Here is a 21,776-nt window from a genome sequence, read left to right on the forward strand (position 1 = left end):
TTATCTATTATCCAGAATGAAGAAAACTGCCCCCTTTTGTCCACGGCACCGCACACCCCGTGCATCGAGGGGGATGCTGCGAGAGGTGCGCTGCGCCATGATGATGCCGCCGAACGTGCGACCGGCCCTGCGCGGCGGGCTTCGCGGAACCCGCCGCGGCCGAACCCGGGCCTCCTGGCTCGGCGCCAAGGGGGCCGCCTCGATCAGTACCGGTACAGCGCCGCCATGCCGGAGTCTCCGGGGATCTTCTCGGGGGCGAGCTCGAACACCTCGGCGTCCTGGGCGAGCGCGGCGCGGGCGAAGGCGTCGGCCAGCTCGGGGCCTTGGAAGCGGCCGTGCGGCTCGCGTTCGAACAGGAACACCTCGCCGGTCTCCTCGTCGAAGCCGCCGGGTATATAGGCGCCCTCGGCCACGAACAGCGCGCGCACCTTGCGCTCGACGAGCGCCAGCCCGATGGCCGAGAGGTCGGTGGAGCCGCCGCCGTGCGGCGCGGTGTCGCCCAGCTTTTCCAGCAGCTCGTCCGCGCGCGCCTCGCGCACGTGCTCGATGACGGCCTTGGCGTCGGCCAGGAGCTCGGGCGCCTCCATGCCGCCGATGTCCTTCTCGATGCCCTCGTTCAGAAGGCGCGGCACGGTGGAGATGCGGCGGAACGCGGTCTGGTGCTCCGGCAGGCTCACCAGGATGACCGGCAGCTCGGTGCCCTGCACCAGGTACTCCGTCACCACCTTGTTCACGTGCTGGAAGAACTTCTCGGCCTCCTCCTTCCGCACGTCGTTGCGCGACTTGTAGCCGTGGTAGGGAGGCAGGTGGTTCTCGAGCGACGAGTAGTCCAGCGCGCCCTCGGTGCCGTCGTACACGAGGGGGAACTCCTCGCTGAACTCGTCGAGCACGTGGGCGGGCAGCTCCACGCGGTCGAGCGAGCCGAAGTCGCCGTGCACGAACGCGAAGCGGTCGGCTGAAAGCCCCAGCAGGAAGTAGCGCGAGCCGAACGCGAAGTTCTTGAGCAGCGGTCGCAGGTAGAAGCGCTCGCCGACGAAGGCGTGCGGCCCCGCCTCGTAGCCCAGCTGGTAGACGTAGGTGCGGTCGTTGCCTGCGAGCACGGCCAGGCTGCCGCCGGGCGCGGGGCTCGCCAGCTCCTCCAGGCGCGCGGCCGCCTCGTCCAGCCGCGCGTCGACGCCCGTGTGCTCGCGGTGCGCGAACTCCTGCGCGAGCTTGCCGCGCGCCTCCTCCACGAGGTTCTTGAACCCGATGCGGTCCTCCTCGGCGCCGGCGCGGCCGTGCGTGGGCAGGTAGAGCGATACCAGGGGAGGCTCCTCGTGCTCGAAAAGGGCCGAGTCGAAGTCCGCGAGTACCGAGATGCCGTCTTCCATGGGGAACCTCCCGTGTCCGTTTGCTTGTCCGTGGGCGTGCGGCGGCGCTCCCGGCCCGGACGCCGGGGCGCGACGCATCGGCCCAGCATAGCAACGCACCCGCACCCCGTCCGACCCCGCGCCCCTCTGTAAGCATCCGGTTGGCAAGCTGCTGACAACTCGGCGCGGACGCGCTTGCGCTATACTGTGCGGGAAGGGCGGGACGGACGAGACGGAAGGGCCGTGCATGAGGAACCGGGAATGGGTGTACGCGGCGATCGCGGTGGCAAGCTTCGTCCTGATGACGGGCAGCCTGGTGCTCGCGTACATGAACGCGGGCGAGGGGCAGCTCGGGCCGGGCGAGTTCGTGCCCGCCATCGGGTTCGGCCTCCTGTTCCTGGTGAACCTCGTGCTGGCCAAGCAGAACAAGCGGAGGTAGCGGGGGCGCATGGCGGGCACCATCAGCGAAGAGGACATCCAGAAGGTACGCGAGGCGTCCGACCTCGTGGCCATCATCGGCGAGCGCACGCCCGTGAAGCAGCGCGGCCGCGACTTCTGGTGCTGCTGCCCGCTGCACAACGAGAAGACGCCCTCGTTCAAGATCGACCCCGTGCTGCAGCTGTGGCACTGCTTCGGCTGCAACGAGGGGGGCGACGTGTTCGGCTTCCTCATGAAGACCGAGGACCTGTCGTTTCCCGAGGCCGTGCGGAAGCTGGCCGAGCGGGCGCACATCGACATCGCCGACACGGGCGGCCGCGGCGGCGTGCCGAGCTCCAAGAAGGCGCGCCTGAAGGCCGTGTGCGAGGCGACGGCCACGTTCTACCACACCCAGCTCATGCGCAATCCGGACGCCGACGCGGCCGCCGCCCGCAGCTACCTGGCGGGCCGCGGCCTGGGCGGCGACGTGCCGCGCCGCTGGCGGCTGGGCTTCGCGCCGGGGCGCGGGCAGCTCGTGCGGCACCTGTCCGCGCAGGGCTTCTCGGCCGAGGAGATGGTGGAGGCGAACGTGGCCATGAAGGACCGCGGCGGCAAGCTGCGCGACCGCTTCTTCAACCGCGTGATGTTCCCCATCGGCGACGCGCAGGGCGAGTGCATCGCGTTCGGCGGGCGCGTCATCGGCAAGGGCGAGCCGAAGTACCTGAACTCGCAGGAGACGCCGGTGTTCCACAAGTCGCAGGTGCTCTACGGGCTGGACCACGCGAAGGCGGCCATGGCCGCCATGGGCGTGGCCGTGGTGGTGGAGGGCTACACCGACGTCATCGCGCTGCACGAGGCCGGCATCGGCAACGCGGTGGCCACGCTCGGCACCGCGCTCACCATGCGCCACATACGCCTGCTCGCGCGCCACGCGCAGCACAAGATCGTGTACCTGTTCGACGGCGACGAGGCGGGGCAGCGCGCCGCCGACCGCGCGCTCGGCTTCATCGACGACTCCATGACGCCGGAGGCGGGGCGGGCGAAGGTGGAGCTGGCCGCCGTCACGCTGCCGGACAACCTGGACCCGGCGGAGTTCGTGGGCGCGCGCGGGGCAGACGCGCTGCGCGAGCTCATCGCGCGCGCCCAGCCCCTGCTGAAGTACGGCATCGAGCGCCGCCTGGCCGCGCACGACCTGGGCAGCGCCGAGGGTCGCTCGCGCGCGCTCGTCGACGCGCTCGCGGTGCTCGCGCCCATCAAGGACTCGCTCCTGGCGAAGGACTACGCCGTGCAGATAGCCAGTCGCTGCCGCGCACGCGAGGAGGACGTGCTCGAGCAGCTGGCGCGCCTGGAGCCGCCGCGGCGCGCCGCCGAGGCGGACGACGGCGCGCCGGGCCGTGCGGGCGCGCCCGCAGGCGACGGGCGCCTTCCCGCGGCAGGCCCGGGGGGCGGGCCCGTGCCGCCCGAGGGCGGCGCGCGGCGCGCGGGGCTGTCCCAGCCCGAGGCGAACCGGCGCCGCTTCGAGCGCGAGTTCCTAAGCCTCGCGGCGCAGCACCCCGAGCTCGCCCTGGCGCATGCCGACGCGCTCGCCAGCACGCAGTGGCACGAGCCGGTGCACGCCACGCTCGCGCAGAGCATGCTGGCCACGCTGGCCGAGGACCCCGCCGCGCCCGCGGCGCGCGTCATCGGCGATGCTGCGCGCGTGCTGCCGCAGGCGTCGGGCATCCTCACGTCCGGCTCCATGGCCGGCTCGGCCGAGCCGGAGCCGCTCGCGCGCTTCCTGGCGGAGGAGCTGGCCATCGGCGACGCCGAGGACGCCGTGGCCGCCCTGCGCGCCCAGCTGTCCGACCCGTCCGCCCTGCCCGCCGACGAGTACGAGATGCTGTTCCAGACCGTGACCGCCATGCAGAAGGACCTCACCCGCCGCCGCCTCGCGCACAAGGCCGTGTAGGCTTCTCTTTTATCGTCGGGCGGCAAGAGGGGGAGGCGGGCGCCGCCGGGCTGGTGCCGACAGGCCGACGCCGACAGGCGGGTGCCGACGAGCGGCGCGCTTCTTGCCCGCCAGGCTTTTTTTTCATCAGGCGGCCGAGGCCGTATGTGCCGGGCCGGCCTGTCCGCCGCATCGAGGCGTGCCCGAGGACGATCAGATGCGCCGGACAACCGCTATCGCCCGCACGCCCCCGACCGGCTCATAGGGGCGAGGCCCCTGGCCGACGATGGGGGTGCATGCCCTTGGTCGTCCGGGAGGTGCCGCACCTCCTCGCTTGCCTGGCGCCCTCCCGCTTTCCCGTCCGGCGCCGCCATGGCGCAGCAGGCGGCATGGTATACTCAAGCAAAGAGAAAGGAGTCGCCATGAGTCCCTTCGTCTGGCTGGGCGTCGCCGCCGTCATGGGCGTCGTCGAGATCGTCTCGCTCGGCCTTATCACCATGTGGTTCGTCGTGGGCGCGCTCGTCGCGTTCGTCGCGAGCCTGCTCGGCGCCGACCTCGTCGTGCAGCTGGTCGTGTTCCTCGTCGTCTCCGTGGCCTGCCTCGTGGGCCTGCGCCCCGTTTTCGTGAAGTACCGCGACCGCGGGAAGCTCGAGGAGCCCACCCATGTCGGCCAGACGGCCGTCGTGGTGGAGGGCGTCGACAACGACGGCATGACCGGCCGCGTGGAGACGGACAACCGCATGACCTGGGCCGCGCGCTCCGCGGACGGGCTCCCCATCCCCGCGGGCGAGGTCGTGCGCATCGTGGGCCAGGAAAGCGTCAAGCTCATCGTCGAAAGGAAACGCTGATGTTCCCCTTGAACCCCCTCACCATCGCCATCATCGTGGTCGTCGTGCTCGTGGTGCTGTTCTCCGTCACGTGCATCAAGATCGTGCCGCAGGCGCAGGCCGCCATCGTGGAGCGCCTGGGCTCGTACCTCACCACCTGGAACAACGGTCTGCACGTGCAGATCCCCTTCATCGACCGCGTGCGCGCGGGCATCACGCTCAAGGAGCAGGTGGCCGACTTCCCGCCCCAGCCCGTCATCACGAAGGACAACGTGACCATGTCCATCGACTCGGTGGTGTTCTTCAAGATCATGGACCCGAAGCTCTACGCCTACGGCGTGGAGAACCCGCTCGTGGCCATCGAGAACCTGGCCGCGACCACGCTGCGCAACATCATCGGCGACCTCGAGCTGGACACCACGCTCGTGTCGCGCGACACCATCAACGCCAAGATGCGCTCCATCCTGGACGAGGCCACCGACGCGTGGGGCATCAAGGTGAACCGCGTGGAGGTGAAGAACATCACGCCGCCGGCCGCCATCCAGCAGGCCATGGAGAAGCAGATGAAGGCCGAGCGCGAGAAGCGCGAGGCCATCCTCCTGGCCGAGGGCGAGAAGCAGTCGGCCATCACCGTGGCGGAGGGCAACAAGCAGGCGCAGATCCTGGCCGCGGAGGCCGAGAAGCAGGCCGTGATCCTGGCCGCGGAGGCCGAGCGCGAGAAGCAGATCCGCGAGGCCGAGGGCGAGGCCGCCGCCATCCTGAACGTGCAGCAGGCCACCGCCGACGGCATCCGCATGGTGCGCGAGGCCGGCGCCGACAACGCCGTGCTCACCCTGCAGGCCTTCGAGGCCCTGAAGACCGTCGCCGACGGTCAGGCCACGAAGATCATCATCCCCTCCGACATCCAGGGCGTGGCCGGACTCGCCGCCAGCCTGAAGGAGATCGTGGCGGACAAGTAGCCATTCGGCGCGCGGCGGGGCGAAGGCGGGAGCCAATCGTCCCTCCGCGCGGGCGATCCCTCGGGCGCTTGCATTCTTCCCCTTCTCACCTTGGGTTTTGTGGATGTTTCCCGCATGCTACTGGACAAGGGGCAGCCGAAACCGCACAATGTCCCCACAAGGAACTTTTCCGCGTCCCGGCCTGCGCCGGGACGCGTGCGATAAGGAACGAGAGGGACGTGTCTTCGTGATAACCATCGTGCAATCACCGAACCCGTTGCTGAACACGGTCTGCGAGCCGTGCGACCTGGGCGACAAGGGCCTGAAGAAGCTGGCCAGGCAGATGGCCAAGGCCATGTACAAGAACGACGGCTGCGGCCTGGCCGCGCCGCAGCTGGGCGTGACGAAGCGCCTCGTGGTGGTGGACTGCGACCAGGCCGAGTCCGGCGAGCAGGACCCCATCGTGCTGGTGAACCCCGTGCTCGTGGACGCCCAGGGCGACCCGGTGGTGGAGGGCGAGGGCTGCCTGTCGTGCCCCGGCATCTCCGTGCCCATCGCGCGGCCGCCGTGGGCGCGCGTGCGCTACTTCGACCTGGATGGCGAGGAGTGGGAGATCGAGGGCGACGGGCTCTTGGGCCGCTGCCTCCAGCACGAGCTGGACCATCTGGACGGCATCACCATGTTCGAGCGCTGCGACCCCATCGCGCGCATCCAGGCGCTGCGCGACTACGAGCTGGCGCGCGCCGCGGGCGCGAAGCCGGGCGAGACGTCGCTCGATACGCGGGTGCGCTGATCATGCGCGTCGTGTTCATGGGCACGCCGGAGTTCGCGGCCACCATACTGGAGGACCTGTCCCAGCAGCACGAGGTGGCGGCCGTGTACACCCGCCCCGACGCCGTGCGCGGGCGCGGCCGGAAGCTGGAGCCGTCGCCGGTGAAGCGCACCGCCGAGCGCCTGGGGCTGCCCGTGCTCGAGCCGCGCACGCTGCGCGACGAGGCCGTGCAGGCCGAGCTGGCCTCGTTCGAGCCCGACGTCATCTGCGTGGCCGCCTACGGCGCCATCCTGCCGAAGGCGGTGCTGGACCTGCCGCCCTTCGGGTGCCTGAACGTGCACGCGTCGCTCCTGCCGCGCTGGCGCGGCGCGGCCCCGGTGGAGCGCGCGATACTCGCGGGCGACGCCGTGGCGGGCGTGTGCATCATGCGCATGGAGGAGGGCCTGGACACGGGCGCCTACTGCGTGTGCCGCACGGCGCGCATCGACGGCAAGACGGCCCCGGAGCTCACCGACGAGCTGGCGAACCTGGGCTCGCATGCCCTGCTCACGGCCCTCGTGCACGTGCAGAACGGCGCGGCCGAGTGGACGGAGCAGGACGAGTCGCAGGTCACCTACGCCTCGAAGGTGGGAAAGGGCGAGCTGGACCTGGATCCCCGGGACACGGCCGAGGCGGCCGTGCGCAAGGTGCGCGCCTCGAGCGGCGCCCATCCCGCGCGCGCCGTGGTGGCCGCCCGCCCGGTGACGGTGCTCGCGCTGCGCGCCGTGGAGGACGACCGCGGGCGCGAGCTGGCCGGCGGGCTGGCGGCGGGGGAGGTGCGCTTCGCCGGCAAGCGGCTGTTCCTGGGCTTCGCCGACGGCGCGGCCGAGGTGGCCTCCGTCAAGCCCGACGGCCGGCAGGCCATGGACGCCAAGGCGTTCGCCGCCGGCGTGCAGGGCATCAAGCAGGAGACGCTTTCATGGGAGGCAGCGCATGAGTGACGACAAGACCGCGGGCCGCCCGTCGAAGGCGAGTCCGGCGCGCCTCGCGGCCCTCGCCGTCTGCGGCGACGTGCGTCGCCGCGACGCCTACGCGCAGGACGTCATCGCCCGGCGCGTCGACGGCTCGCCTATGGCACGCGAGGACCGCGCGTTCGCCACGCGCCTTGCGCTCGGGGTGGCGAGCAGCTGGGGCACCCTCGACGAGGTGCTGGACCGCGCGCTCGACAAGCCCGGCGACGTGCAGGACGACGTGCGCGACGCGCTGCGCATCGCCGCCTACGAGATACTGTTCCTGGACAAGACGCCGCACGCGGCCGTCGACCAGGGCGTGGAGCTCGTGCGCTCCGTGCAGCCCCGCGCCGCCGGCCTCGCCAACGCCGTGCTGCGCCGCGTGGTGGCCCTGAAGCGCGAGTTCCCCTTCGGTGACCCCTCCCGCGACGTGGCGGCGCTCGCGCGCCTGCATGCGTTCCCCCTGTGGCTGGCCAAGCGCCTCATAGCCGACCTGGGCCCCCAGGCGGCCGTGGACCTCATGCGCGCCTCGAACGAGCCCGCGCCGCTGTTCGTGGCCGCGAACGAGGCGAAGGCGACGGCGGACGAGGTGCGCGCGGCCCTGGCCGAGGCGGGCGCGGACGTGCGCCCGGTGTCCATCGACGGCGTGGAGGTGCCGGGCTGCCTGCAGGTTGCCGAGCCGCGCGCGCTGCAGGACGGGCGCGTGCGCCGGCTGTTCTCGCAGGGCAAGCTGCTCGTGTCGGACGCGGCCTCGCAGCTCGTGGCCGCGAGCGTGCTTCCCGCGCACATGCCCGCGTCGTTTCTGGAGATAGGGTCCGGGCGCGGCACGAAGACCATCCTTTTGCAGAGCGGCGCCCTGCGCGCCTACGGCAGCCAGATGGAGCTCGTGGCGCTGGACAACCACGCGTTCAAGACCGACCTCTTGCGCGAGCGGGCCGAGGAGTACGGCGTGCACGTGGCCGACGCGGTCACGGGCGACGCCACCATGCTCGGCGCCGTGCTGGGCGGCCGCCGGTTCGACGCCGTGTTCATCGACGCCCCCTGCTCGGGCCTGGGCACGCTGCGGCGGCATCCCGAGATACGCTGGCGCCTGACCGAGGAGCATCTGGGCGAGCTGGCCGCGCTCGGCCTGTCGCTCCTGCGTTCGGCGGCCGGCCACGTGGCGCGCGGCGGCCAGCTGGCCTACGCCACGTGCACCGTGACCCATACGGAGAACAACGCCGTGGTGAAGCGCTTCCTGGAGAGCCCCGAGGGAGCCGACTTCGAGCTGGCCCCCATCGCGGGCAAGGCGTGCGTGGCCACGCGCCTCGCGCCCGGCACCCCCGACGCGCACTTCGCCGTGCGCTTCGCGCGGAAGCGGTAGGGAGGGTTCTCGGGCGCGCGGCCGACGGCTGCCGTCTGAGGGCCTTCGGCGAGCCGAGGGCCTCTTCTTCCATCGACGTTCGAGAGAGGTGGCATGGAGCGGAAGACGACGCTGTTCGAGTACGTGTACGGCGACCTCGTGCGCGAGATAACCGGCGGCGCCCTGCGGCCCGGCGACACGCTGCCCTCCATGGGCGAGCTCGGCAAGCGCTACCGCGTGGGCGCTCGGACGGTGCGCGACGTGCTCAAGGCGCTCAAGGACGATGGCTATATTGCCACCGAGGAGCGCCGCCGCGCAACCGTGGCGTTCCGCTCCTCGGACGACGACGTCGAGCGCGCGGCGCGCTCGTTGCTGGCGCGCCGGGACGAGCTTCTGGCCTGCTACCGCACGCTCGAGCTGGTCATGCCCCCGCTCTACGCGTTCGCTGCCCGGCACTGCCGCGCAGACGAGCTCGCGGCCCTCGGCCGCGCCCTCGAGCGCGCCGACGTGGAGAACCGTTCGGGCGATTGGCGTCTGTCGCGCTCCTCCCTCGTGCTGCACGAGCTGCTGGACAAGGCGGGCAACCCGCTGTTCTCCGAGTGCTACGCCGGCCTGGAGCGCGCGAGCGCCGTGCCCGCCCTGCCCGGCTTCGCCGACCCCTACGTCCGGGCGACCGAGGAGTCGGACAACCTGCTCGGCTGGATGTTCGCCTCGCTTTCCGGGGACGATCCCGCGGAGGTCCAGCGGCGCTTCGGCCTGCTGTACCGCGGCACGGCCGAGTACGTGGAGCGTTACCTCGACGAGCTTGACGCGGCGTACCCCGGCACGGAGGGGGGAGGCCGCGGGTTCTCCTGGAACGCGCGCACCGGCCGCTCCTACGTGCATGCGCAGATGGCGCGCGACCTGGTGGAGCGCATCGCGGTGGGAGAGTTCCCCGACGGCTCGCTCCTGCCCTCCATCGCGAGCCTGGCGCAGTCCTACGGCGCCTCCGCCTCCACCGTCCAGAAGGCGCTCGGCGTGCTGAACGCCATGGGCGTGGCCTCCACCTCGAACGGGCGCGGCACGCAGGTTCGCACCTCGGATGCGCGCTTCGACCCCCGCGCGCTCGCCGACGGCTCGTTCCGGCGCGACCTGCAGGTGTTCGCGGACGCGCTGCAGATGTTCTGCATCGTGCTGCCGGCCGCGCTCGGCACCGTGGCCGACCGCATCGACGGCGTGGCAGGCGATGCCGAGCGCGCGCTCGGGCGGGAGGCGGGCCCATGGGCCGTCCCCAAGGCGCTCATGGAGGGCTTCCTGGGCAACGTGCCGCTCGATCCGCTGCGCGACGTGCTGGGAGAGCTGAACAGCCTGCTGCTATGGGGCTACTTCCTCGTGTTCTTCGGCCCCTCGGGGGCGAGCGCGCCGGTGTTGGAGGCGCTGGGGGAGCAAGGGCTCGAGGCGCTGCGCTCCCGCGACGCCGTCGGCTTCGCCCGGGCCATGGACGGGTACTACCGGCTCATGCTCGCCGCCGTGCGCACGTTCCTGGAGGCCGCCGGCATGCCGGGCACCGAGCGGCTGGCCGAGCCCGCCCCCGACGCGACCGCCCTTGCGCGCGTGTCCGCCCAACGCTCGAACTCGTCGAACGGCAAGGGCTCCGCGAAGACGTAGTCCTGCACGAGGCCGCAGCCCACGCTTTGCAGGAAGGCCAGCTGGCGCTCGTCCTCTATGCCCTCGGCCACGGTGTCCAGGCCCAGCTTGGCAGCCAGGCGCACCACAGCCTCCACCACGTCGCGGGCGCGCGGGGTGTCTTCGCGGAAGAACCGGCGGTCCAGCTTGAGGGCGCTCACGTCGAACTCCTTCAACAGCCCGAGCGACGAGTAGCCCGAGCCGAAGTCGTCGAGCGAGCAGGAGAACCCGGCGGCGCGCAGGTCGCGCACGGCGCGCTTCACGTTGTCGATAGCCTCGTCGTCGAGGAAGATCGACTCGGTCAACTCCATCTCCAGCAGCCCGCGCGGCACGCCGAGCCGGTCGGCCGTGTCGGCGAAGCGCGCGAGGAAGCGGGGGTCCTCGAAGTGGCGGCGCGAAAGGTTGACGGACACGGGCACGGGCTCCCGGCCTTCGCGCAGCCAGCGTGCCAGCCGTTCGCACACGCGCTCGAACACGTAGAGGTCGAGCGCGCGCACGGCCCCGCTGCGTTCGAGCACCGGCACGAACTCGGACGGGTAGATGGTTCCCTCGCGCGGATGGAGCCACCTGGCCAGCGCCTCGGCGCCGGCCACGGCGCCGTCTGCCAGGCGCACCTTGGGCTGGAGCAGGACGGAGAAGTCGCCGTTGGCAAGGGAGCCGTCCAGCAGGTCCGCCAGCTCCCTCTCGCGTCGGAGCCGGTCGAGGGCCGCGCCGTCGGGAGCGCCTCTGCGCGCCCGACGGTCGCAGGCGCGCAGCATCGCGCGGTCCGCCCGGCGCCGCCTCCAAGGGGCGAGGTGGGCTACCTCGTGCTCGCGCGCCATCGCTGGTCTCCTCCTGTCGCTTAGCTTACTGGTAACGTACACAGAAAGGTACACGAGAAGGGTATCAAAGAGCGGTGCGGGCCGCAAGCGTTGCCGTGGCGTTTTCACCGGCGCATGCGCACGGGGCGGGGCGGTGCGCGGTGGTTTGCGCGGCCGCCTGCGGAGATTTCGGCCTTCTGGGGGCGAAGCCGACCGATTTGCTATACAATGGGAAAACTTTTTACCAGACAAGGCAGGCCGCCCTTTATTCGAAGCGACGCTGCCGCGACGTTGAGAAGGAGGTCAAGCGACTATGGAGCCGAATATCGAAGAGGTGGCAGGGCGCATTCGGGCGCTGCGCGAAGACCTCGAGATCACCCAGCAGGAGATGGCCGACGCCACCGGCCGCACCCTCGCCGAGTACGCCGCCCAGGAATCGGGCGCGCAAGACCTGTCGTTCACGTTCCTCTACAAGTGCGCCGAGCGCCTGGGCGTGGATGTCATCGAGCTTTTGACCGGCGAGAACCCGCACCTGTCGGGCTACTCGCTCACGCGCGCGGCCGACGGGCTCTCCATCAAGCGCCGCGCGGGCTTCGAGTACCTGCACAAGGCCCCCCACTTCAAGAACAAGCTGGCCGAGCCGTTCCTGGTCACGGCGCCCTACCTCGAGGAAGAGCAGGACGCTCCCATACACCTGTCCTACCACGTGGGCCAGGAGCTCGACTTCATCCTGTCGGGCAGGATGCGCTTCGCCTACGAGGACCACGTCGAGGAGCTGGAGGCCGGCGACCTGCTCATGTACGACTCGGGCCGCGGCCACGGCATGATCGCCACCGGCGGCGAGCCGTGCACGTTTTTGGCCATCGTCATGAAGCCCCACGGGGACGCGATTATCTAGGCGCCGCCGTCCCGTCCCGCCTCGCCGCATCCGGCGGCCCGGGGCGGGCGTCCGGTCAGGCGCCGTCGCATCGATGATCGTATCCGTCTCGCGGCGGATCCGCCCGCCGCATTGCCTCCCAGGAAGAGAACACCCATGAGAAACATCAACCTCCGCTTCGTCGAAGAGACCTACGACGAGGAAGGCCTGCTCGTCGATTTCGCCGTCAAGTGCCCCGCGGGCTTCAACTTCGGCTACGACGTGGTCGACGACATTGCCGAGAACGACCCCGACCGCCGCGCCATGGTGTGGTGCAACCCCGAGGGCGAGGAGCACGTGTTCACCTTCGCCGACATGAAGCGCTGGTCTGACAAGACCGCGAACTACCTGGCCGCCCACGGCGTTGGCCGCGGCGACTACGTCATGGTCATCCTGCGCCGCCACTACCAGTTCTGGTTCGTGGCCACGGCGCTCGCGAAGCTGGGCGCGGTCATGGTGCCGGCCACCTTCATGCTCAAGGAGCACGACCTGGAGTATCGCCTGAACGGCGCGTCCATCAAGGCGATCATCGCCACCTCGCTCGGCGACATCGCGGACGTGGTGGACAACGTGGCGGGCGCGTGCCCCACGCTCGAGGTGAAGATGCTCGTGAACGGCGCGGGCGGCGGGCTCACGCCCGAGGACGCGGAGGGCAACCTGGTGTTCCCAGACGACGGGCTGCCGCTCGGCGCGGCGCTCTCCGGCCCGGACGGCGTGTGCGCCGCGCCCGTGGAGCGCGCGGGCTGGCTCGACTTCAACACGGGTGTGAGCGCGGCGAGCGCCGACTTCGCGCGCGTGGAGACGCTGGCCGCCGACCCCATGCTCATGTACTTCTCGAGCGGCACGTCGGGCAACCCCAAGATGGTGCTGCACGACTCCGAGTACGCCATCGCCCATTTGGTCACGGCCAAGCACTGGCACAACGTGCAGCCCGACGGCCTGCACTTCACCATCGCCGACACCGGCTGGGGCAAGGCCGTGTGGGGCAAGTACTACGGCCAGTGGCTCATGGAGGCGTGCGTGTTCACCTACGACTTCGACCGCTTCCATCCCTCCGAGATACTCTCGCTCATCGGCAAGTACGGCATCACGACGCTGTGCTGCCCGCCCACGATGTACCGCATGATGATGGCCGAGGACGTGGACGCCTACGACCTGCACACGCTCATGTACTCCACCACGGCGGGCGAGGCGCTGAACCCCGATTTGTTCGACTTCTGGAAGGAGCACACCGGCCTCACCATCTACGAGGGCTTCGGGCAGACCGAGACGCCGCTCACCATCGCGAACCTCACGGGATCGGTGCCGCGCCCGGGCTCCATGGGCAAGCCGGTGCCGCTGTACAACGTGGAGATCCAGCGCGAGGACGGCAGCCGCTGCGACACGGGCGAGACGGGCGAGGTGTGCATCGACGTGCACGAGAAGGCCGCCGGCATCATGCTGGAATACTACCGCGACCCGGAGAAGACGGCCGCGGCCGTGCACGACGGCTGGTATCACACCGGCGACACCGCCTGGTGCGACGAGGACGGCTACTTCTGGTACGTGGGCCGCAACGACGACGTGATCAAGTCGAGCGGCTACCGCATCGGGCCCTTCGAGATAGAGAGCGTGCTTCTGGAGCACGAGGCCGTGCGCGAGTGCGCCGTCACGGGCGTGCCCGACCCGGTGCGCGGCAAGGCCGTGAAGGCCACGATCGTGCTGGCCGAGGGCTTCGCCGGCTCCTCCGAGCTCACGCGCGAGCTCCAAACCTGGGTGAAGAAGCGCACCGCCCCCTACAAGTACCCGCGCATCGTGGAGTACGTGGACGCCCTGCCCAAGACCGTGAACGGCAAGATCCGCCGCGCCGTCATCCGCCAGGAGGACGAGAAGCCCAAGACCCCCGAGGGATTGGTGTGACGGCGCCCGCCTGGGCGCCCGCCGCGCCCGTCCTCGTGATCACCGGGCACTACGGGGTGGGCAAGACCAACCTTGCGCTCAACCTGGCGCTCGATGCGGCGGCGCGCGGGCTGGAGGTTACGGTGGTCGACCTGGACGTGGTGAACCCGTTCTTCCGCTCGAGCGACTACCGCGCGCTGCTCGACGAGGCGGGCGTGCGGACGATCGCGCCCGTGTTCGCCGGCACGAACCTGGACGGGCCGAGCCTGTCGGGCACCATCCTGCCGGCCATCGAGCAGGCGCGCGCGGGGGAGGGGCGCCTGCTCATCGTGGACGCGGGCGGCGACGACGTGGGCGCCACGGCGCTCGGGCGCTTCGCGCGCGCGGTTGCGGCCGGGCCCTACGAGATGCTCTACGTGGTGAACCGCAGCCGCAACCTCACGCAGGAGCCGGCCGAGGCGGCAGAGGTGCTGCGCGAGATCGAGGCGAAGTCGCACCTCGCCGCCACCGCCGTGGCCAACAACACGCACCTGCAGGGCGACACCGACGAGGCCGTGGTGGCCGCGGGCATCCCCTTCGCCCAGGAGGTCGCGCGCCTCGCAGGCCTGCCGCTCGCCTTCACCACGGTGCCGGCGGAGACGGCCTGCCAGGACGCTGACCGGCAATTTCCCCGCTTTGGGCGGGACGGAGGGGCGGGGGAGGCCTATCCTGTGCGAGTATATGTGAGAACTCCCTGGCAATAAGACGAGAGAGCGGCGGCGCTTCGGCGGCGCCGTATGCGCATACAGACGAGACGAGGAAGGCGGATCATGGCGAGAATCAGCGTAGACGACTCCTTCTGCAAGGGGTGCGGCCTGTGCGTGGACGCATGCCCCGTGCATATCATCGAGCTTGACGAGAACACGATCACGGCGAAGGGCTACCATCCGGCGCACTGCATCGACCTGGACGCGTGCACGGGCTGCGCGTCGTGCGCGACGATGTGTCCCGACGTGGCCATCACGGTGGAAAGGTAGGCTGCTCATGGCAGAGAAAGTGCTCATGAAGGGCAACGAGGCGCTGGCCGAGGCGGCCCTGCGCGCGGGTTGCCGCTTCTTCTTCGGGTATCCCATCACGCCGCAGACCGAGCTCGCGGCCTACATGTCCAAGCGCATGCCCAAGGTGGGCGGGACGTTCCTGCAGGCCGAGAGCGAGATCGCGGCCATCAACATGGTGTACGGCGCCTCGGCCGCCGGCGCGCGCGTCATGACGTCGTCCTCCTCGCCGGGCATCTCGCTCAAGGGCGAGGGCATCTCCTATATGGCCGGCGCGGACCTGCCGGGCGTCATCATCAACGTGCAGCGCGGCGGCCCGGGCCTCGGCGGCATCCAGCCCTCGCAGGCCGACTACTGGCAGGCCACGCGCGCGCTCGGCCACGGCGACTTCCGCGTGGTGGTGTACGCGCCCTCCACGGTGCAGGAGATGGCCGACCTCGCGTTCACGGCCTTCGACGTGGCCGACCAGTACCGCACGCCCGTCATGATCCTGGCCGACGGCATGCTCGGGCAGATGATGGAGCCCGTGGTCATGCCCGAGCCGCGCGACGAGCAGGTCGAGAAGCCCTGGGCCACCACCGGCCACAAGCATAAGCGCCCCCACAACGTGGTGAACTCGCTCTACCTCACGGCCGACGAGCTGGAGCGCCTGAACGTCGAGCGCTACGAGCGCTACGCCGTCATCGAGCGCGACGAGCAGCGCGCCGAGACGTTCCTCGTCGAGGACGCCGACGTGGTGGTCGTGGCCTTCGGCGCGAGCGCGCGCGTGGCGCGCAGCGCCGTGGTCGAGGCGCGCGCCAAGGGCGTGAAGGCCGGCCTCATCCGCCCGATCACGCTCTGGCCGTTCCCCGTGGACGCGCTCGAGGCCGCGGTGCCCACCGCCAAGGCCTTCCTCACCGTGGAGATGAACATGGGCCAGATGGTGGACGACGTGCGCCTGGCCGTGAACGGCCGCCGACCCGTGGAGTTCTTCGGCCGCACCGGCGGCGTCATCCCGACGCCGGTGGAGGTGCTGGCCCAGATCGAGGACCTGAACGAACGCATGTTGAAGGGAGGGGAGTAACCCATGGCCGATAAAGAGACCAACGTGGTGTTCGAGCGCCCGCACGCGCTCCTTCCCGTGGTGACCAATTACTGCCCGGGCTGCACGCACGGCATCATCAACCGCCTCGTGGCGGAATGCCTCGACGAGCTGGACGTGGAGGGCGATGCCGTGGGCGTGGCCCCCGTGGGCTGCTCCGTCATGGCCTACGACTTCTTCGGCTGCGACATGATCGAGGCCGCCCACGGGCGCGCGCCGGCGGTGGCCACCGCCGTGAAGCGCGTGCACCCGGGGAACGTGGTGTTCGCCTACCAGGGCGACGGCGACCTCGCCTCCATCGGCATGGCCGAGACCATCCACGCGGCCACGCGCGGCGAGAACATCACCGTCATCTTCATCAACAACGCCATCTACGGCATGACGGGCGGCCAGATGGCCCCCACGAGCCTGCCGCACCAGGTGACGCAGACCTCGCCGTACGGCCGCGACACGGACGCCGCCGGGTTCCCCATCCGCGTGTGCGAGCTGTTGAGCTCGCTCGACGGCGTGGCGTACCTGGAGCGCGTGACGGCGGACAGCCCGAAGAACGTGCGTAAGGCCAAGAAGGCCATCAAGAAGGCGTTCCAGACCCAGATCGACGGCGCGGGCTACTCGCTGGTGGAGGTGGTGGCCACGTGCCCCACGAACTGGGGCATGACGCCGCAGGACTCGTTCGCGTGGATGCGCGAGAACATGCTGCCGTACTACCCGCTGGGCGTGTACAAGGACGTGCGCGCAGACGGCTTCGCGAATGCGGCCGAGGCGGCCGCCGCGCGCGCTGCGGACTGCCCGATAGCGAACCCCGCGCCGACGGAAGGGGGTGCGCGATGAGCCGCTCCCTGAACATCGTGCTCGCCGGGTTCGGCGGCCAGGGCGTGCTGTTCGCCGGCAAGCTGATCGCCTACGCCGGCCTTCTGGAAGACCGCGAGGTGTCGTGGCTTCCCTCCTACGGCCCCGAGATGCGCGGCGGCACCGCGAACTGCAGCGTGTGCCTCTCCGACGACCCTATCGGAAGCCCGCTCGTGCTGGCGCCCGATGCGCTCGTCGCCATGAACCAGCCCTCGCTCGACAAGTTCGCCGGCGCCATGGCCGAGGGCGGCGTCGTGGTGGCCGACTCCACGCTCATCGCGAACGTCCCGGACATCCCGGGCGTGCGAATGTGCGCCCTTCCCGCCACCGCCATGGCCGAGGAGGCCGGCTTCAAGAAGCTCGCGAACATCATCATGGTCGGCAAGCTGTTCGCCGAGACGCGCTTCTGCGCCGAGGACACGCTCTGGAAGGCCATGGAGAAGTGCGTGCCGGCCAGCAAGGCCGCCATGCTGGAGATGAACAAGAAGGCCCTCACGTTGGGCATGGACGCATAAGGAGAGCGCATGGTAACCGAATTCGCCGAGATCGGCCTGCGCATCAAGGGCCTGCGCGAGGCGTGCGACGTCACGGTCGAGGACATGGCGCGCGAGCTCGAGGTGCCGGTTGGGACGTACGAGGAGTGGGAGGCCACGGGGGCGGACGTGCCCATCTCGGCCATCTACCACATGGCGCACCACTTCGGCGTGGAGTTCACGGAGATACTCACCGGCACGGCCGCCAAGCTGCAGACCTACCAGGTGGTGAAAAGCGGCGAGGGCCGCGAGGTCGACCGCTACCCGGGCTACCACTTCGAGGATCTGGCCTGGCGCTACACCGGCAAGATCATGCAGCCGCTTCTGGTGGTGCTGGACCCCTCCGACGAGCCCGCGAAGCTCGTGACCCACACCGGTCAGGAGTTCAACCTGGTCATCGAGGGCACGGTGATCGTGACCTGGGAGGACAAGGAGTTCGAGCTCAACGCCGGCGACAGCATCTACTTCAACCCCGAGCACCCGCACGGCCAGCGCTGCGGCGGCGACGTGCCCGCAAAATTCGTGACGATCATCGCAGAGTAGGAAGCACAGCCCGTGAACCACATCCTGAAAAAGTACTGTCCGCGCATCGAGTTCGACTCCTACGAGGACTTCTTCGAGAACTTCCGCATCGACGTGCCGGAGGCGTTCAACTTCGGGTTCGACGTCGTGGACGAGTGGGCGCGCGTGGAGCCCGAGAAGCGGGCGCTCGTGTGGTGCGACGACCACGACGACGAGCGCACGTTCACGTTCACCGACCTCATGCGCCTGTCGAACCAGGCGGCCAACGCGTTTTCCAAGCTGGGCATCGGCAAGGGCGACGTGGTCATGATGATCCTGCGCCGCCGCTGGGAGTACTGGGTGTGCGCGGTGGCGCTCTGCAAGCTGGGGGCCACCATCATCCCGGCTTCGTTGCAGCTCACGAAGAAGGACATCGTCTACCGTGCCAACTCGGCGCAGGTGAAGATGGTCGTGTGCGTGGACGATGCCTACGTGTGCGGCCAGATGGAGGAGGCGCTTCCGGAGTCGCCGTCCATCGAGAACCGCATCATCGTGGCGGGCGAGCGCGCGGGTTGGATGCCGTTCGACGGGCTGATCGCGGGCGAGTCCGACCAGTTCGAGCGTCCGTGCGGCCCGGAGGGCGTCACGAGCAAGGACATCATGCTCATCTACTTCACGTCCGGCACCACGGGCCTCGCGAAGGCGGTGTGCCACAACTTCGCGCACCCCTTGGGGCACATCATCACCGCGAAGTACTGGCAGCAGGTGGAGGAGGACGCGCTGCACATGAGCGTGACCGACTCCGGCTGGGCCAAGTTCGGCTGGGGCAAGATCTACGGCCAGTGGATCGCCGGCGCGACCATCTTCGTCTACGACATGGACAAGTTCGTGCCGACGAAGCTGTTGCAGAAGATCCAGGACTACCGGCTGACCACGTTCTGCGCGCCGCCCACCATGTACCGCTTCATGCTGCAGGAGGACGTGGCGGCCTACGACCTGTCGAGCGTGAAGAACTTCGCCACGGCAGGCGAGCCGCTGAACGCCGAGGTCACGCTCGCGTGGGAACGCCTGACCGGCAAGAAGATCCGCGAGGGCTTCGGCCAGACCGAGGGACCGGTGCTCCTGGCCACGTTCCCGTGGATCGAGCCGCGTCCGGGCTCGATGGGCAAGCCCTCGCCGCTGCTGAACGTGAAGCTGCTCGACGACGACGGCAACGAGGTGCCCGACGGCGAGGAGGGCGCGATCTGCGTGACCGGACTGGCGGAGGCGTACCCGCCGGGCCTGTTCGTGGGCTATTACCGCGAGCCGGAGCGCACCCGCGAGGCCGTGGGCGGGGAGTACTACAACCTGCACGACATGGCGTGGCGCGACTCGGACGGCTACTGCTTCTTCGTGGGCCGCAACGACGACGTGATCAAGTGCTCGGGCTACCGCATAGGCCCCTTCGAGGTGGAGAGCGCGCTCATCGAGCATCCGGCCGTGGTGGAGTGCGCCGTGACGGCCGCACCCGACCCCATCCGCGGCAAGGTGGTGAAGGCCACCGTCGTGCTGGCGCGCGGCTACGAGCCCTCCGACGAGCTGGTCAAAGAGCTGCAGAACCACGTGAAGCACACGACCGCGCCGTACAAGTACCCCCGCATCGTGGAGTTCGTGGACGAGCTGCCCAAGACCATCGGCGGCAAGATCAAGCGCAAGCTCATCCGCAACAACGACGGGATAGAGGACTGATCTGTTCCGGCGGCCTGACGGCCGCCGGAACTCCTTGACGCTACGAGGGGACTTCCCGCTGCCTTACTACGCCAACCTGCGCGTTTGTTTTCGCCCTGTCGCGCGAATTGCATGAACCTGCGCTATCATGGCCCTCATGGATTCCAGCCAGCCGACATACCGGGACTTCGCGCGATGGGCGCAGATGGCGCTCGAGGAGCTTGCGCGCGACTGCGATGTGCAGGTGTTCCGTGCGAGCGGGCCGGGCGGACAGTGCGTGAACACCACCGACTCCGCCGTGCGCATGGTGCACCGGCCGAGCGGCATCGCCGTCACCTCGCGCGAGTCGCGCAGCCAGTTCCGCAACCGGCAGCTGTGCCTACAGAAGCTGCGCCGCCTGTTCGAGGCCAAGGCACGCCCGCCGAAGGTGCGCCGCGCCACGAAGCCCTCGCGCCGCGCCAAGGAGGCGCGCCTGGCCGACAAGCGCCGCCGCGCCGAGACGAAGGCGCGCAGGCGGCCCGTGGACGGGGAGTGAGGGACCTGCCAGGCCGAACAGCGCCTCGGTCCTTTCCAACGATGGTGGCCTGCCCTCCGGAACCGGGAGCCCCCCTTGCCTCTGCCGGCTGACGTGGAAGGCGAGCAAGACGGCCGGGAAGCGGCTATTCCGTCTTGCTTGCTGCCTGCCCGTCGGCGGGTTGCCGTGCTTCCATCGGCTTGACCCGCCGCTCGCGTTGGATCGGTTCGACCCCTCATTGCGCACCTTGAAGCAGGCTCCAAGTCAAGCCGGCGTAAGCTGGCGGGATCGCTAGCGGCGCCTGCCGAAGCCGGTGGGGTTGCGGCGCAGGGAGCGCGAGAACGCGGCGCTGCCCCTGGTGGTCTTCGACACGAACCGGTTCGCGAGCGCTCGCTCGGCTTCCGTCGCGTCGTATCCCTCCACGGCCAGCGTGGGGATCTTCGACCCCAGCAGCTTCTCGATGTCGAGCAGCTGCGCCTTCGCCTCAGGGCTCACGAACGAGATGGAGCAGCCGGCCTCCCCGGCGCGGCCGGTGCGGCCGATGCGGTGCACGTAGTCGTCGGGGTTCTCGGGCAGCTCGTAGTTCACCACGTAGGCGATGTCCGGCACGTCGATGCCGCGGGCCAGCACGTCGGTGGCCACGAGCACGTCCACGTCGCCCTTGCTGAACGCGGCGAGCGCGCGCTTGCGCTGCGCCTGCGTCTTGTCGGAGTGGATGGACTCCGCGCGGAAGCCCGCGCGCTTGAGCTGGCCTGTGCAGATCTCCGCGCGGGTCTTGGTGTCGGTGAACACGATGACGCGCTTGCTTCCGCGCTCGGCGAGCAACAGGCGCAAAAGGCTCGCCTTCTGCATCGAGCCCACGGGGACGATGAACTGCTCGATGGTGTCGGAGGTCTCGCCCTTGTGCGCCACCTCGACGAACGCGGGATCGCGCAGGATGGCCGAGACGCTCTGCATGACCTTGCGGTCGAGCGTCGCGGAGAAGAGCAGCGTCTGGCGCGAGGAGGGCGTGGCGGCCACGATCTTCTTCATGGTGGGCCAGAAGCCCATGTCGAGCATGCGGTCGGCCTCGTCGAGCACGAGGATCTCCACGTCGCGCAGCTTCACGTCGCCGCGTTCCATGAGGTCGTGGAGGCGCCCGGGCGTGGCCACGAGGATGTCCACGCCGCGCGAGAGCTTCGACAGCTGGCCCTTGTAGGGCACGCCGCCCACCACAGTGACCACGCGCAGGCCCGAGCCCTTCGCCAGCTGCGTGCAGGCGGCGTCGATCTGCAAGGCGAGCTCGCGCGTGGGGCTCACGACCAGCGCGCGCGGCGACCCGGGCTTCTTCGCGCGGTCGATGCGCTCGATGACGGGCAGTGCGAACGCGGTCGTCTTGCCGGTTCCCGTGACGGCGGCGGCCACGACGTCGCGGCCTTCGAGCGCGAGCGGGATGGCCTGCTCCTGCACGGGGGTGGGGGCGTTGTAGCCCATCTGTGCGACGGCGGCGAGGGTGGTCTCGGACAAGCCGAGGTCTTGAAACGTCGAACTCAAAGCGCATCTCCAAGCGTTGCAGAACTTGATGGCGGGCGACCGGGATCGGTTCGCATCGTATGCGGCGCGGAAGAAAGTTGTGCCGATCACCTGCATCTATGATAGCGCATCGGAGCCGTTCGCGGGAAGCTATCGCGAACATGAAGCAAATTAGCATACGGGAAGGAGTTGTAGCGAGCTCCAGCCGATAGGGTAGCAGGAAAA

19 protein-coding genes and 2 pseudogenes are annotated in these 21,776 nt (G+C 69.8%); 18 read left to right on the forward strand and 3 right to left on the reverse strand.

Annotated elements, in window-relative coordinates:
• Window positions 1-203 precede the first annotated feature (203 nt).
• On the reverse strand, window positions 204-1,370 hold the full coding sequence (locus C1877_RS06350) for a baeRF8 domain-containing protein (RefSeq protein WP_114568711.1): 1,167 nt from the start codon (window positions 1,368-1,370) through the stop codon (window positions 204-206).
• Window positions 1,371-1,596: 226 nt separating this feature from the next.
• Here C1877_RS06350 and C1877_RS06355 point away from each other — a divergent pair, with 226 nt between their 5' ends.
• From C1877_RS06355 to C1877_RS06390, 8 genes are all read left to right on the forward strand, one after another.
• Complete coding sequence (locus tag C1877_RS06355) at window positions 1,597-1,788, forward strand: hypothetical protein (RefSeq protein ID WP_015540209.1); 192 nt, start codon at window positions 1,597-1,599, stop codon at window positions 1,786-1,788.
• Between the two features lie 9 nt (window positions 1,789-1,797).
• Complete coding sequence (gene dnaG / locus C1877_RS06360; RefSeq protein ID WP_114568712.1) at window positions 1,798-3,714, forward strand: DNA primase; 1,917 nt, start codon at window positions 1,798-1,800, stop codon at window positions 3,712-3,714.
• A gap of 401 nt (window positions 3,715-4,115) precedes the next feature.
• A complete protein-coding gene (locus tag C1877_RS06365) occupies window positions 4,116-4,541 on the forward strand; it encodes an NfeD family protein (protein ID WP_015540208.1) in 426 nt (141 codons plus the stop codon).
• Window positions 4,541-5,479 (forward strand): SPFH domain-containing protein, encoded by a 939-nt coding sequence (locus C1877_RS06370; protein WP_114568713.1) that lies wholly within the window; start codon window positions 4,541-4,543, stop codon window positions 5,477-5,479. The genes C1877_RS06365 and C1877_RS06370 overlap by 1 nt, the downstream gene beginning before the upstream one ends.
• Window positions 5,480-5,705: 226 nt before the next feature.
• Window positions 5,706-6,251: a peptide deformylase gene (gene def / locus C1877_RS06375; protein WP_041239659.1), complete on the forward strand. Its 546-nt coding sequence runs from the start codon at window positions 5,706-5,708 to the stop codon at window positions 6,249-6,251.
• 2 nt (window positions 6,252-6,253) lie between these two features.
• On the forward strand, window positions 6,254-7,210 hold the full coding sequence (gene fmt / locus C1877_RS06380) for a methionyl-tRNA formyltransferase (protein ID WP_114568714.1): 957 nt from the start codon (window positions 6,254-6,256) through the stop codon (window positions 7,208-7,210).
• On the forward strand, window positions 7,203-8,582 hold the full coding sequence (locus tag C1877_RS06385) for a transcription antitermination factor NusB (protein WP_114568715.1): 1,380 nt from the start codon (window positions 7,203-7,205) through the stop codon (window positions 8,580-8,582). Before fmt ends, C1877_RS06385 begins: the two co-directional genes overlap by 8 nt.
• 93 nt (window positions 8,583-8,675) lie before the next feature.
• Window positions 8,676-10,208, forward strand: a complete 1,533-nt coding sequence (locus tag C1877_RS06390; protein WP_114568716.1) for a GntR family transcriptional regulator — start codon at window positions 8,676-8,678, stop codon at window positions 10,206-10,208.
• A 41-nt stretch (window positions 10,209-10,249) separates the two neighbouring features.
• Here the strand turns inward: C1877_RS06390 and C1877_RS15665 are convergent.
• Window positions 10,250-11,047, reverse strand: a pseudogene (locus tag C1877_RS15665) (EAL domain-containing protein); the annotation flags it as partial.
• Window positions 11,048-11,339: 292 nt separating this feature from the next.
• Here C1877_RS15665 and C1877_RS06400 point away from each other — a divergent pair.
• From C1877_RS06400 to C1877_RS06445, 10 genes and pseudogenes are all read left to right on the forward strand, one after another.
• Window positions 11,340-11,924 (forward strand): helix-turn-helix domain-containing protein, encoded by a 585-nt coding sequence (locus C1877_RS06400; protein WP_015540206.1) that lies wholly within the window; start codon window positions 11,340-11,342, stop codon window positions 11,922-11,924.
• 135 nt (window positions 11,925-12,059) lie between these two features.
• Window positions 12,060-13,841, forward strand: a complete 1,782-nt coding sequence (locus C1877_RS06405; protein ID WP_114568718.1) for an AMP-binding protein — start codon at window positions 12,060-12,062, stop codon at window positions 13,839-13,841.
• Complete coding sequence (locus C1877_RS06410; protein ID WP_114568719.1) at window positions 13,838-14,563, forward strand: nucleotide-binding protein; 726 nt, start codon at window positions 13,838-13,840, stop codon at window positions 14,561-14,563. Before C1877_RS06405 ends, C1877_RS06410 begins: the two co-directional genes overlap by 4 nt.
• Window positions 14,564-14,629: 66 nt before the next feature.
• Complete coding sequence (locus C1877_RS06415; RefSeq protein ID WP_015540205.1) at window positions 14,630-14,836, forward strand: 4Fe-4S binding protein; 207 nt, start codon at window positions 14,630-14,632, stop codon at window positions 14,834-14,836.
• A gap of 7 nt (window positions 14,837-14,843) precedes the next feature.
• Window positions 14,844-15,917, forward strand: coding sequence for a 3-methyl-2-oxobutanoate dehydrogenase subunit VorB (gene vorB / locus C1877_RS06420; RefSeq protein ID WP_114568720.1), 1,074 nt, complete (start codon window positions 14,844-14,846; stop codon window positions 15,915-15,917).
• A gap of 3 nt (window positions 15,918-15,920) precedes the next feature.
• On the forward strand, window positions 15,921-16,766 hold the full coding sequence (locus C1877_RS06425) for a thiamine pyrophosphate-dependent enzyme (protein WP_015540204.1): 846 nt from the start codon (window positions 15,921-15,923) through the stop codon (window positions 16,764-16,766).
• Window positions 16,763-17,299, forward strand: a complete 537-nt coding sequence (locus C1877_RS06430) for a 2-oxoacid:acceptor oxidoreductase family protein (protein ID WP_015540203.1) — start codon at window positions 16,763-16,765, stop codon at window positions 17,297-17,299. The genes C1877_RS06425 and C1877_RS06430 overlap by 4 nt, the downstream gene beginning before the upstream one ends.
• A 9-nt stretch (window positions 17,300-17,308) precedes the next feature.
• Window positions 17,309-17,860, forward strand: coding sequence for a helix-turn-helix domain-containing protein (locus tag C1877_RS06435; protein ID WP_015540202.1), 552 nt, complete (start codon window positions 17,309-17,311; stop codon window positions 17,858-17,860).
• Between the two features lie 12 nt (window positions 17,861-17,872).
• Window positions 17,873-19,546 (forward strand): AMP-binding protein, encoded by a 1,674-nt coding sequence (locus C1877_RS06440; protein WP_114568721.1) that lies wholly within the window; start codon window positions 17,873-17,875, stop codon window positions 19,544-19,546.
• A gap of 208 nt (window positions 19,547-19,754) precedes the next feature.
• Window positions 19,755-20,060: pseudogene (locus C1877_RS06445) on the forward strand (peptide chain release factor-like protein); the annotation flags it as partial.
• A 270-nt stretch (window positions 20,061-20,330) separates the two neighbouring features.
• On the opposite strand, the gene C1877_RS06450 reads toward C1877_RS06445, so the two are convergent.
• Window positions 20,331-21,545 (reverse strand): DEAD/DEAH box helicase, encoded by a 1,215-nt coding sequence (locus C1877_RS06450; RefSeq protein WP_244909805.1) that lies wholly within the window; start codon window positions 21,543-21,545, stop codon window positions 20,331-20,333.
• Between the last annotated feature and the right edge of the window lie 231 nt (window positions 21,546-21,776).

It is taken from the genome of Gordonibacter pamelaeae (genome assembly GCF_003340385.1).
GTDB classification, from domain to species: Bacteria; Actinomycetota; Coriobacteriia; order Coriobacteriales; family Eggerthellaceae; genus Gordonibacter; species Gordonibacter pamelaeae.